Origin of the sequence: Agrobacterium tumefaciens str. B6 (genome assembly GCF_001541315.1) — a bacterium.
GTDB classification, from domain to species: Bacteria; Pseudomonadota; Alphaproteobacteria; order Rhizobiales; family Rhizobiaceae; genus Agrobacterium; species Agrobacterium radiobacter.
This window is the reverse complement of the sequence record NZ_LMVK01000003.1, coordinates 23,486-36,232: the sequence shown is the minus strand read 5'-3', so window position 1 is coordinate 36,232 and position 12,747 is coordinate 23,486. Positions and strand designations below refer to the sequence as shown.

The 12,747-nt window shown below is 60.4% G+C and carries 8 protein-coding genes; 1 reads left to right on the top strand and 7 read right to left on the bottom strand.

Translation table 11 applies throughout. The annotated features are described in order from the left end of the window. Positions 1–13: 13 nt before the first annotated feature. Both ASB65_RS28010 and gltB read right to left on the bottom strand, forming a co-directional pair. Positions 14–172, bottom strand: a complete 159-nt coding sequence (locus ASB65_RS28010) for a hypothetical protein (RefSeq protein ID WP_020809065.1) — start codon at positions 170–172, stop codon at positions 14–16. A gap of 8 nt (positions 173–180) precedes the next feature. After that, on the bottom strand, positions 181–4,926 hold the full coding sequence (gene gltB, locus ASB65_RS04310) for a glutamate synthase large subunit (protein WP_060723130.1): 4,746 nt from the start codon (positions 4,924–4,926) through the stop codon (positions 181–183). A 369-nt stretch (positions 4,927–5,295) separates the two neighbouring features. Between gltB and ASB65_RS04305 the strand changes: the two genes are divergently transcribed. Further along, complete coding sequence (locus ASB65_RS04305) at positions 5,296–6,348, top strand: low specificity L-threonine aldolase (RefSeq protein WP_060723129.1); 1,053 nt, start codon at positions 5,296–5,298, stop codon at positions 6,346–6,348. 28 nt (positions 6,349–6,376) lie between these two features. On the opposite strand, the gene ASB65_RS04300 is transcribed toward ASB65_RS04305, so the two are convergent. The 5 genes from ASB65_RS04300 to ASB65_RS28650 are packed head-to-tail and all read right to left on the bottom strand — an operon-like array spanning position 6,377 to position 12,745. Continuing rightward, positions 6,377–7,066, bottom strand: coding sequence for a response regulator transcription factor (locus tag ASB65_RS04300; RefSeq protein ID WP_003506100.1), 690 nt, complete (start codon positions 7,064–7,066; stop codon positions 6,377–6,379). A gap of 48 nt (positions 7,067–7,114) precedes the next feature. Next, positions 7,115–9,817, bottom strand: coding sequence for a sensor histidine kinase (locus ASB65_RS04295; protein ID WP_060723128.1), 2,703 nt, complete (start codon positions 9,815–9,817; stop codon positions 7,115–7,117). A 55-nt stretch (positions 9,818–9,872) separates the two neighbouring features. Beyond that, complete coding sequence (gene kdpC / locus ASB65_RS04290) at positions 9,873–10,439, bottom strand: potassium-transporting ATPase subunit KdpC (protein WP_060723127.1); 567 nt, start codon at positions 10,437–10,439, stop codon at positions 9,873–9,875. A 12-nt stretch (positions 10,440–10,451) separates the two neighbouring features. Beyond that, entirely contained in the window at positions 10,452–12,536 is a 2,085-nt protein-coding gene (gene kdpB, locus ASB65_RS04285) for a potassium-transporting ATPase subunit KdpB (protein ID WP_060723126.1), read from the bottom strand. A 44-nt stretch (positions 12,537–12,580) separates the two neighbouring features. Further along, the gene (locus ASB65_RS28650) at positions 12,581–12,745 is read right to left on the bottom strand and encodes a hypothetical protein (RefSeq protein WP_020012266.1); all 165 of its coding nucleotides are present in this window, start codon (positions 12,743–12,745) and stop codon (positions 12,581–12,583) included. Between the last annotated feature and the right edge of the window lie 2 nt (positions 12,746–12,747).

The following is a 12,747-nucleotide window of genomic DNA, read 5'->3' as shown; positions in this document are numbered from 1 at the left end:
ATATGTCCTCACATCAAAGCGGAGCGCCGGTCGGGCCCCAGTACCAGGTGGCGAAACCAATAACCGCCCCCAATACGATGAATTCAAATCCGGTCTCGCCGCTCGTCCAGTAGATCGCCGTGGGAACGGCGACCGCGATCATCAGCGAGACCAGTTGGTGTAGTGTCCTCACGCGGCGGATTACTCCGCCGCCACGCCCATGCGCATGCGCTCCATTTCCTCAAGCGCACGACGGTATTCGACCGGCATGACCTTGCGGAACTTCGGACGGAACTCGCTCCAGCGGTCGAGTATATCCTTGGCGCGCGACGAGTTTGTGTAGTGGAAGTGATTGGAAATCAGCTGGTAGAGACGCTCCTCGTCGTGACGCGTCATGTCTTCGGAAACGTCAACACGTCCCTTGTGCATGAGGTCGCCGCCGTGATGGTGCAGCTTCTCCAGCATGTCGTCCTCTTCCGGAACCGGCTCCAGCTCGACCATGGCCATGTTACAGCGGGTGGCGAAATCGCCCTTCTCATCGAGAACGTAAGCCACACCACCGGACATGCCGGCCGCGAAGTTACGACCCGTTTCACCGAGAACGACCACGATGCCGCCCGTCATATATTCGCAACCATGATCGCCGACGCCTTCGACAACCGCGACGGCGCCGGAGTTGCGCACCGCAAAGCGCTCACCCGCAACACCGCGGAAATAGCACTCACCGGTGATCGCACCATAGAGAACGGTGTTGCCGACGATGATCGAGTTTTCCGCAACAATCCGGGTGTTTTCCGGCGGACGCACGATGATGCGGCCACCCGAAAGACCCTTGCCGACATAGTCGTTGCCGTCACCCACCAGATCGAAGGTGATGCCACGGGCCAGGAACGCACCGAAGGACTGGCCCGCCGTGCCGCGCAGCGTCACGTGGATCGTGTCGTCCTTCAGTCCCTTGTGGCCCCAGCGCTTGGCAAGCGCGCCTGATAGCATCGCACCAGCGGAACGGTCGACGTTCTTGATCGGCACTTCGAAAACGACAGGCTCGCGGTTTTCCAGCGAGGGCAGCGACTTCTCGATCAGCTTGCGATCGAGAATATCGTCGATCGGGTGCTTCTGGCGCTCGGTCCAGAAGGTCGCTTCCTTGGGAGCCTCGACCTTGTGGAAGATGCGGCTGAAATCCAGCCCCTTGGCCTTCCAGTGCGCGAGCATCTCATCCTTTTCGAGCAGTTCGGAAGCACCGATGATCTCGTCCAGCCTGGTAACACCAAGCGAGGCAAGGATTTCGCGCACTTCTTCGGCCACGAAGAAGAAGTAGTTGATGACGTGTTCCGGCGTACCCTTGAAGCGCTTGCGCAGAACCGGGTCCTGCGTGGCGACACCAACGGGGCAGGTGTTGAGGTGGCACTTGCGCATCATGATGCAGCCGGCCGCAATCAGCGGCGCGGTAGCAAAGCCGAATTCATCCGCACCGAGCAACGCGCCGATGATGACGTCACGGCCGGTCTTCAGACCGCCATCCACCTGCAGCGCAACACGCGAGCGAAGACCGTTCAGCACCAGGGTCTGCTGGGTTTCGGCAAGGCCGATTTCCCAGGGCGAACCCGCATGTTTGAGGGAGGTGAGCGGCGAAGCGCCCGTACCGCCATCAAAACCAGCAACGGTGATATGGTCGGCGCGTGCCTTGGCGACACCGGCCGCAACCGTGCCGACACCCACTTCCGATACCAGCTTCACCGAAACATCAGCTTCCGGATTGACGTTCTTCAGATCGTAGATCAGCTGCGCCAGATCTTCGATGGAATAGATGTCATGATGCGGCGGCGGCGAGATGAGGCCGACGCCCGGTGTGGAGTGACGGGTCTTGGCGACCGTCGCATCCACCTTGTGGCCGGGCAATTGTCCGCCCTCGCCGGGCTTCGCACCCTGCGCCACCTTGATCTGCAGCATGTCGGCATTGACCAGATATTCGGTCGTGACGCCAAAACGGCCGGATGCGATCTGCTTGATGGCCGAGCGTTCCGGGTTCGGCTGGCCGTTCAACAGCGGCATGTAACGGTCGGATTCTTCGCCGCCTTCGCCGGTGTTGGACTTGCCGCCGATGTGGTTCATGGCGATGGCAAGCGTCGTATGCGCCTCGCGGCTGATGGAGCCGAAGGACATGGCGCCGGTCGAGAAGCGCTTGACGATGTCAGCCGCCGGTTCGACGTCATCAATGGAAACCGGCTTGCGGCCGAGCGCTTCCGCAGACTTGACCTTGAACAGACCTCTGATGGTGTTCATGCGCAGCGCCGTCTCATTCACCATGCCGGCGAATTCGCGGTAGCGATCCTGGCTGTTGCCGCGCACGGCATGCTGCAGCGAGGCAACGGCATCCGGCGTCCAGGCGTGGCTTTCGCCGCGCATGCGATAGGCATATTCGCCGCCAATATCGAGCGTGTTGGCAAGGATCGGATCCTTGCCGAAGGCAGCCGTGTGGCGCGTTACGGTTTCTTCGGCGATTTCAGTCAGACCGACGCCCTCGATGGAGGTGGCGGTGCCGAAGAAATATTTCTCGACGAATTCCGAAGACAGGCCGATGGCGTCGAAGATCTGCGCGCCGCAATAGGACTGGTAGGTGGAAATGCCCATCTTGGACATGACCTTGAGGATGCCCTTACCAACTGCCTTGATGTAGCGATAAACGACTTCATCATCGGACACTTCCTTCGGGAATGCACCGTGCTTGTGCATGTCGAGAAGCGTATCGAAGGCGAGATAGGGGTTGATCGCCTCCGCGCCATAACCGGCGAGCAGACAGAAATGGTGGATTTCGCGCGGTTCACCGGTTTCCACGACGAGACCGACCGAGGTGCGCAGACCCTTGCGGATCAGGTGATGGTGCACGGCGGCCGTCGCCAGAAGCGCCGGGATCGCGATGCGGTCCGGGCCGAGTTGACGGTCGGAGAGAACGATGATGTTGTAGCCGCCGCGAACGGCGGATTCCGCCCGCTCGCACAGGCGGTCGAGCATTTCAGGCATGCCTTCCGCACCGCGCTCCACATCATAGGTGAAGTCGAGCGTCTTGGTGTCGAAACGGTCTTCCGTGTGGCCGATGGAGCGGATCTTTTCCAGATCGCCATTGGTCAGGATCGGCTGGCGAACTTCCAGACGCTTGGCGCGGGCCGCACCTTCGTGATCGAGAAGGTTCGGGCGCGGACCGATGAAGGAAACGAGGCTCATCACCAGCTCTTCGCGGATCGGATCGATCGGCGGATTGGTGACCTGCGCGAAGTTCTGCTTGAAATAGGTGTAAAGCAGCTTGGACTTGTCCGACATGGCCGAAATCGGCGTATCCGTGCCCATCGAGCCGATGGCTTCCTGGCCGGTCGTCGCCATCGGCGACATCAGGAGCTTCGTATCTTCGCTGGTGTAACCGAAGGCCTGCTGACGGTCGAGCAGTGACACGTCGCGACGCAGCGCACGCGGCTCCACGGGCTTCAGATCCTCAAGAATGAGCTGGGTGCGGTCGAGCCAGGTGCGGTAAGGATGCTTGGCGGCAAGCTCGTGCTTCACATCCTCGTCGGAAATGATAGAGCCCTTTTCCATGTCGATCAGCAGCATCTTGCCCGGCTGCAAACGCCACTTCTTGATGATGCGCTCCTCCGGCACCGGCAGCGTGCCGGCTTCCGACGCCATGATGACGCGGTCGTCATCGGTGACGAGATAACGCGCCGGGCGAAGCCCGTTACGGTCGAGCGTCGCGCCGATCTGCTTGCCATCGGTGAAGGCAACGGCGGCGGGGCCGTCCCACGGCTCCATCAGCGCGGCATGATATTCGTAAAACGCCTTGCGTTCCGCCGACATGGACAGGTTGCCCGACCAAGCTTCCGGAATCAGCATCATCACGGCATGCGCCATGGAGTAACCGCCGCGCACGAGGAATTCGAGCGCGTTGTCGAAGCAGGCGGTGTCCGACTGACCTTCATAGGAAATCGGCCAGAGCTTGGAGATGTCATCGCCGAACAGCACGGAGGAAACAGACGCCTGACGCGCCGCCATCCAGTTGACGTTGCCGCGCAGCGTGTTGATTTCACCGTTATGGGCGACCATGCGGTAGGGGTGCGCCAGCTTCCACGAAGGGAAGGTGTTGGTGGAGAAACGCTGATGCACCAGCGCAACCGCGGATTCGAAACGCGGGTCCGCCAGATCCTTGTAATAGGCGCCAACCTGATAGGCGAGGAACATGCCCTTGTAGACGATAGTCGAGGAGGAGAGCGACACGGGATAGAAATCCTGCGTTTCCTTGCCGCCGCCCTCATCATAGATGCGGTTGGAGAGAACCTTGCGGATCAGGAACAGCTTGCGCTCGAAATCAGCATTGGTGGCAGCGTCGCGCCCGGCACCAATGAAGACCTGAACATGGTGCGGTTCGGTCGCTGCGATATCCGGCGCCTTGGAGAGCGAGGAATTATCGACAGGCACATCACGGAAGCCAAGGAACTGCTGCTCCTCCTCACCGATGACGTCAACGATCACCTTCTTGTAGTGCTCGATGCGGGAAGGATCGCGCGGCATGAAGATGTGACCGACAGCATATTCGCCAGCCTTTGGCAACGTCACGCCCTGCCCGGCCATTTCCTCGCGGAAGAAACGATCGGGAATCTGCACTAGAATGCCCGCACCATCGCCCATCAGCGGGTCGGCACCGACGGCACCACGATGCGTCAGGTTTTCGAGAATGAACAGGCCGTCCTTGACGATCTGGTGCGACTTGACGCCCTTCATATGCGCAACAAAACCGACGCCGCAGGCGTCATGTTCATTGGAGGGATCGTAAAGACCCTGCTTTTCCGGCAGGCCGCCCGCGAAACGCGCTTTCGCAGAAACGGGTGCGGCCGCAGCCGCGGTGGGACAGTCAGTGGTCAGGGCGGCGGCTGCAATCTCTGCCTGCGGCTTGTTCATCATTTTTGTCCCTCCTGCAAAATTACTTGCATGGTTTCATGCGAAGATCCGGCTCGACACGAATTTTCGCTTCCCGCAAAATCCGTATTCAACCCGGCTCGATCAAATTTAGGACAGCAAAGCTGTCTCAATTCACGAGGATTTTGACAGAAACGGGCGAATTTTGCAAGGGTGCGAATCCAATTAGTGAAAGCCCCATTTTGCAGCGAAGTTTCGATACTGACCTATTGTGCGAAACTTTCTTGTCGCAAAGCAGCCCGACCCGTTGCTTTCATTACCGGATTTGCCAATCTCAATGTTCCGACCTAGAACTTTCCCGTTATCGCTTCGAACAGCCCGAACAGAACCTCAGCTATCGGAAAGCCTTCAGAGATGTTTTTTGCTTCAGACAATTGGGCTGGCGCCCATCCGGCCGTCAACGAACGGCTTTCGCGGGAATCCACACGCTTTGCCGCAGCTTATGGCACCAGCGAACTCGATCTCTCCATCGAAAAACGCTTCAACGAGATTTTCGAACGCGAAGTCGCGGTATTTTTCGTCGCGACCGGCACGGCGGCCAATTCGCTTTCGCTGGCCAGCATTGCCCGCGCTGGCGGCCTGACCTTCTGTCATTCCGAAGCGCATGTGATCGAGGACGAGTGCGGCGCGCCAGATTTCTTTTCCGGCATGCGCATGGTGGCAGTCGAGGGACCGAACGGCAAGATGCTGCCGGAAAACCTGATCGAACGCATTGCCCGTTATCCGCAGGATGCCGTGCACCACGGCCGCGCCGCGGCCATCACCATGACGCAGGCAACCGAAGCCGGCACCGTCTATACGCTCGATGAAATCGACGCCATCGCCAAAATCGCAAAAGACAACGGCCTGCCGCTACACATGGACGGCGCGCGTTTCGCCAATGCGCTTTCCGCACTCGGCACCACGCCCGCCGAAATGACGTGGAAACGCGGCGTCGACGTCCTGTCTTTCGGCGGCACGAAAAACGGCTGCTGGTGCGCGGAGGCAATCGTCTTCTTCGATCCCTCGCTCGCCCGGGACTTTTCCTTTCTGCGCAAACGCACCGCCCAGCTTTTTTCGAAATCACGCTTCATTGCCGCACAGTTCGAGGCCTATCTGCAGGACGACCTGTGGCTCGGTCTCGCCGGCCACGCCAATGCCATGGCCAACCGGCTCCGCGCCGGTTTCGCTTCGCTAAACAGCGCCCGCCTTGCCTGGCCGACCACGGCGAACGAGGTTTTCGCTATTCTGCCGAAGGCTGCCGCCGAAGCTGCTACGGCAAAGGGTGCGAAGTTCTATGATTGGCTGGAACCGCGCGACATGCCGCAAGAAGTCGGCAAGGACGAGATGCTGATCCGCATGGTCACCAGCTTCGCGACAACCGAGGCCGATGTGGACGACTTCCTGTCGATCTGCGCTGCCGTCTGAAATATCAGGGCGTCGCATCGCGACGCCCTCACACCTCCTGCAGCCGATAACCCACACCGGTTTCCGTCAGGATATAACGGGGCTGATCCGGAATTTTTTCGATCTTCTGGCGAAGCTGGCGCACATAAACCCGCAAATATTGCACGTCGGTCAGTTCGTCCCACACATGCTCCAGCAGGAAACGGTGGGTCAGAACCTTGCCGGCATGCTGCACGAGAACCCGCAGGATGTCATATTCCTTCGGCGAGAGCTTCACCTCCCGGTCCTCCACCCGGACGATGCGTCTGACCAGATCGACGGAGAGGTCGCCGGTCTGAAACACCGGCCTCTCCCCCTGGCTTTGCAGACGATGGCGCAGAGCAACACGGATGCGGGCGACGAGTTCGTTCATGCCGAAAGGCTTGGTGATATAGTCATCCGCCCCCAGTTCCAGCGCCTTGACGATACCCGCCTCATCCGTGCGGCTGGAGAGAATGATAACCGGCAGCGCCAGGCCCTCGCCGCGCCATTTCGCCAAGAGATCATGCCCCGACATGTCCGGCAGGCCGAGATCGAGAACGACGAGATCCGGCTTGTCCTCACTGACCAGCTCCATGGCGACCTTCGCATTCATCGCTTCGCTCACCGAATATCCCTGAGTCGACAGCCCCACGCGCAAAAGCTTGCGGATCGGCGGTTCGTCGTCGATGATCAGAATACGAACGGCGGAATTGGTCATTCCCGATCTCCTTCAGCGGCATAGCCGCTTGTCGCCGGCAATCGTGCCTTAATCATGATCTATTACAGGCGCATCGGCAGGAACCGGCAGACTGACGGTAAACTGCGCACCGGTGCGACCCGGCCTGTTTTCCGCGCGGATCGACCCGCCCATGGCCTCGATAAACCCCTTGCAGATGGACAGTCCGAGACCCGTTCCGGCCTGCACATGGTCCGCCTTGCGCACCCGGTAGAAACTGTCAAACACCCGCTCGGTATCATCGGGTGGAATACCCGGCCCCGCATCGGCTACAGACAGGAAGATATTCTTGCCATGTCGCCAGCCGCGAATCTCGATGGTCGTATGTTCGGGAGCGTATTTGGCGGCATTGTCGATGAGATTGAACAGGACCTGTTCGAAAAGCACGGGGTCGACCTTCAGCATCGGCAGGTCGGATGGAATATCCAGAACGATCTCATGCCTGACGACGATTTTTGCCGCGCGCGACAGCGCGGTTCCGACCATATCGCCCAGGAAATGCAGACCATAATTCGGCTCCATGGCGCCCGAACCGATCCGCGTCATATCGAGAAGATTGGAGATGAACCGGTTCAGCCGCTCGGATTCCTCGATGATCGTCGAAAGCAGTTCGCCGCGCGCATCCGGCGGGATGTCCTCGCCGAAATCCTTCAGTGTTCCGGCCGAACCCAGGATAGCCGCAAGCGGCGTCTTGAGGTCATGGGAAATGGATGTCAGCAGCGCGGTGCGCAGCCGGTCGGTTTCCGCAGCAAGCCTTGCCCGGTCGACGTCAGAGACGAGCTGAATCCGCTCGATGGCGAGTGCCGCCTGATCCGCCAATGCGTCAAACAGCCGTTGCTGCTCCGGCGTCAGAAGCGGGCCGAGCCGGTCATCGTCCAGCCCCACCACGCCGACGGCGCCACTGCCAGTGCGCAAGGGCAGATAAAGACGTTTGGCGCCGGGAAGCGTATCTGCGCCCCTGCCCGCAGCCTTGTTGTGTTCCCAGGCCCACTGGGCGGCGGCAATATCGGCGTCGACAAGCGTATCATCAGGCGGATATCCCGCCTTGACCGCTATCGTATTGTTTTCCGGCAGAAGCAGAACGATCCGAACCTTCAGCATCGAGGCCATCTGGAAAGCGGCTGCCCACAACACGTCGTCCAGCGTTCCTGTCACCGAAAGCTTCTTGGAGAACAGATACAAATCTTCCGTCGTTCGCGCCCTTGCCCGCGCGGAGGCCGCCTGCCGCTGCACCGCGACGGTGAGGTTGGAGGCGACGAGCGCCACGCCGAAATAAAACAAAAGAGCGACAAGGCTGTCCGGAGAACTGACCGTCAGCGTGTAACGGGGCTCCAGAAAGAAGAAGTTGAAGGCGCCCGCGCCAAGCAGCGAAGCATAAAGCGCCGGGCCCAAACCGCCGCGCACAGCGGCCGCCAGAACGGCCATCAGGAAAACAAGCGCGAGGTTCTGCACATCGAGCGTCTGATCGAGCACGATGCCGACCACGATCGCCAGCCCGACAAACAGGGTGCTGTTGAGATAGGACCGGAAGGACTGGCGTGACCGCGCCGGTGCGGGCTTTACGGCTTGACCCTGCTTTTCTTCCCTCTTGTCGCCGGAAATGACATGCACGCTGATATCGCCCGCGTGGTCGATCAGATCATGCGTCAGCGAACGCTGGAAAATTCGCTGCCACCAGGATTTTCGCGGGCGGCCGATGATGATGTGCGTGAAATTATTGGCATTGGCGTAGGAGATGATCTCACGGGTCAGGTCCAGTGCCGGCAGGGTCACCGTCTCGCCGCCAAGCTGCTGCGCGAGCCGCATGGTGCCCGCCAGCCGGTCTTTTTCCGCCTCCGACAATTGTTGCGAACGCGGCGTATCGAGATGCAGCGCCGTCCAGGGTGCACGCAGGCGATCCGCCTGTCGGCGGGCGTAACGCACCAGCCCCGGACCATTGCCGCCATGGTCGAGACAGACCAGAACCCTGTCTCCCGCCGCCCAGGGGCCGGAAATGGCATGGGACTGCATGTGGTTGAGCAATTGCTCATCCACCCGTTGGGCAGTGCGCCGGAGGGCAAGCTCTCGCAGGGCCGTCAGGTTACCGCGCGAAAAATAATTCTCGATGGCGCGCCGGGCGGTGCGGGGCAGGTACACCTTGCCATCCTGCAGGCGTTTGATCAGATCGTCAGGGGTAATATCGATGATTTCGACATCGTCGGCCCGGTCGATGATGCTGTCAGGCACCGTTTCACGAACACGGATGCGGGTGATCTGCGCAACGATGTCGTTCAGGCTTTCGACATGCTGGATATTCAGCGTCGTATAGACGTTGATGCCCCGCGCCAGAATCTCCTGAACATCCATGTAACGCTTGGGATGGCGGCTGCCGGTGGCATTGGTGTGAGCCAGTTCATCGACCAGAACCAGAGCGGGACGACGGGCCAGAATGGCATCGAGATCCATCTCCTCCAGCACCTGACCCCGATAATCGATGCGACGGCGGTGGATGATCTCGAAACCCTGCACCAGCGTTTCGGTTTCCCGGCGGCCATGGGTTTCAACGACGCCGATGACGGCATCCACACCATCCGCCAGCTTCGCCCGGCCGGACATCAGCATTTCATAGGTCTTGCCGACGCCGGGCGCTGCGCCCAGAAAAATCTTCAACCGGCCCCGCGCCTCGCGCCGGGCGTTTTCCAGCAGCGCATCGGGCGATGGTCGGCTCGGCATATCACGATTGTCGTCAGGCATTTAACCCACCAGTGGTCGAGGCTATGGCTTGCGAACAAGCCATAGCCATTTCAATTCATGAGCCGGCTGCGTCAAGGGCCATGTTGAGTGCCAGCACATTCACGACAGGCTCTCCCATGAAGCCGAGTTCCGGTCCTTCGACATGGCGCTCGATGATGCTACGCAGGGACGCCTCATCCATGCCCCTCGCCTTGGCCACGCGGGGAACCTGAAAATAGGCGGATTCAGGCGAAACATGTGGATCAAGGCCGCTGCCCGAAGCCGTTACCAGATCGGCGGGAACCTCGGCCTCCGGATTTTCGGCTTTTGCGGCCTCGTAATCCTGTTTCACCCGGTCGATGAGCTTGGCGCTCGTCGGCCCGAAATTGGAGCCGGAAGACGAAGCGGCATTATAACCATCGCCGGCAGCGGACGGCCTTCCGTGGAAATATTTCTCACCGGTGAAGGCCTGCCCTATCAATTGCGAACCCACCACGGCACCACCTTTTTCTACCAGGCTGCCATTTGCCTGAAAGGGGAAGATCGCCTGCGCGAGACCTGTCATGCCCAAGGGATAGGCAAGGCCGGTGATGGCGGTGGTGGCGAGGATGAGCACCAGTGCGGGACGAAGCTGTTTAAACATTGTCTTTACTCCTCAGGCGAGACCGAGCGCCGTAATAGCGAGGTCAATGGCCTTGATGCCGATGAAGGGAACGATGATGCCGCCGAGGCCATAGATGACCAGATTGCGCGACAGCAGCGCGCCGGCGCCAATCGGACGATATTTAACGCCCTTCAGCGACAGGGGGATCAGCGCGATGATGATGAGCGCGTTGAAGATGATGGCTGACAGGATGGCGCTCTGGGGTGTCGAAAGCCCCATCACGTTCAGAACGCCAAGCTGCGGATAGAGCGCCAGGAACATTGCCGGGATGATGGCGAAATATTTGGCGATGTCGTTGGCAATGGAGAACGTCGTCAGCGCACCGCGCGTCATCAGCAATTGCTTGCCGATTTCGACGATCTCTATGAGCTTGGTCGGATCGCTGTCGAGATCGACCATATTGCCGGCCTCGCGGGCCGCCACGGTGCCGGTGTTCATGGCAACGCCGACATCGGCCTGCGCCAGCGCGGGAGCATCATTGGTGCCGTCGCCGCACATGGCGACGAGCTTGCCCTTGGCCTGTTCCTCGCGGATAAGCTCCAGCTTGTTTTCCGGCGTCGCCTGGGCGAGGAAATCATCCACCCCTGCTTCCGCCGCTATTGCCGCGGCCGTCATGGGATTGTCGCCGGTGATCATCACCGTGCGGATGCCCATGCGGCGAAGCTCCGCAAAACGCTCGCGAATGCCACCCTTGACGATGTCCTTCAGCTGCACAACGCCGAGCAATTTTCCATCGCGCACAACGGCGAGCGGCGTGCCGCCGGTCTTGGCGATCTCTTCCGCAATTGCCCGGATGCCGCGCGTGGCGTCCGTTTCGGTTTTGACGGCAAGCGCCACATTGCCCTGTTGCGGAGCGCCGCCATCAACATAGGCAAGAACGGCATCGACTGCGCCCTTGCGAATGGAGGAACCTTCGAAATCGACACCGCTCATTCGGGTCTGGGCGGTGAAAGGTACGAAATTCGCATGGAGTTTCTGCATGTCACGGGCGCGGATGCCGTATTTTTCCTTGGCCAGAACCACGATCGAGCGGCCTTCCGGCGTTTCGTCGGCAAGGGAGGCAAGCTGCGCCGCATCGGCCAGTTCCTGCTCGGAAACGCCGGCAACGGGACGAAACTCGGTCGCCTGACGGTTGCCAAGGGTGATGGTGCCGGTCTTGTCGAGCAGCAGCGTATCCACATCGCCGGCCGCCTCGACGGCGCGGCCGGACATGGCCAGCACATTGAAACGCACTAGCCTGTCCATGCCGGCGATGCCGATGGCGGACAGAAGCGCACCGATGGTGGTCGGGATGAGCGTCACGAACAGTGCCACCAGCACGATAATCGGGATCGAACCTCCGGCATAGGCCGCGAAACTCGGAATGGTGGCTGTGGCCAGAACGAAGATCAGCGTCATGCCGGCCAGCAGGATATTGAGCGCGATCTCGTTCGGCGTCTTCTGGCGTTCAGCGCCTTCGACTAGCGAAATCATCCGGTCGAGAAAGGTGGAACCGGCAGCGGCAGTGATGCGAACCCTGATCCAGTCCGACAGCACCTGCGTGCCGCCGGTAACCGCCGAGCGGTCGCCACCGGATTCGCGGATGACGGGGGCGGATTCGCCAGTGATGGCCGCCTCGTTGACGGAGGCGACACCTTCGATGACCTCACCGTCGGAGGGGATGATATCGCCCGCCTCGACGAGAACGACATCGTTCACCTTCAGGCTGGTGCCCGCCACCATTTTATATTGGCTGCGGTCATCGCCGGTCAGCAGTTTCGCCTGGGTCTCCGTGCGGGTCCGGCGCAACGAATCCGCCTGCGCCTTGCCGCGCCCTTCGGCGACGGCTTCCGCGAAATTGGCGAACAACACGGTAAACCAGAGCCAGAGATTGATCTGGAAGGAAAAGCCGAGATTGGCGCCACCGGTGATGAGATCGCGGATGAACAGCACTGTCGTCAGCACCGACACTGTCGCCACCACGAACATGACCGGGTTGCGCGCCAATGTGCGCGGGTTGAGCTTTTTGAATGCGGCGGCAATGGCCGGCACGAGAATGCGAGAATCAAGGATGCTCGCTTGTTTGGACTGGCTCATGAAGAGGCTCCAGCGTTTGAAACGGGGCGACCGATAAGGGTCGATCAGCCCGTGATAACTTCGAGAGCGACGACGGCGGCGAACAGAGCCGCCATCATCGCAAGAATGAGATTGGAGGCGCACCAGCCGCCGGGCGTGGCGCTCCCCTTGCCGGGAGCGCCCTTGCGGGCGGAGACGATGCGGTTACTTCGAGACTTTTCGTCATTCATGG

Excerpts from the sequence above, each read along its gene's own strand:
- gltB (WP_060723130.1), bottom strand. The coding sequence starts at position 4,926 with ATGATGAACAAGCCGCAGGCAGAGATTGCAGCCGCCGCCCTGACCACT.
- kdpB (WP_060723126.1), bottom strand. The coding sequence starts at position 12,536 with ATGAGCCAGTCCAAACAAGCGAGCATCCTTGATTCTCGCATTCTCGTG.
- ASB65_RS04300 (WP_003506100.1), bottom strand. The coding sequence starts at position 7,066 with ATGACCAATTCCGCCGTTCGTATTCTGATCATCGACGACGAACCGCCG.
- ASB65_RS28650 (WP_020012266.1), bottom strand. The coding sequence starts at position 12,745 with ATGAATGACGAAAAGTCTCGAAGTAACCGCATCGTCTCCGCCCGCAAG.
- ASB65_RS04295 (WP_060723128.1), bottom strand. The coding sequence starts at position 9,817 with ATGCCTGACGACAATCGTGATATGCCGAGCCGACCATCGCCCGATGCG.
- ASB65_RS04305 (WP_060723129.1), top strand. The coding sequence starts at position 5,296 with ATGTTTTTTGCTTCAGACAATTGGGCTGGCGCCCATCCGGCCGTCAAC.
- kdpC (WP_060723127.1), bottom strand. The coding sequence starts at position 10,439 with ATGTTTAAACAGCTTCGTCCCGCACTGGTGCTCATCCTCGCCACCACC.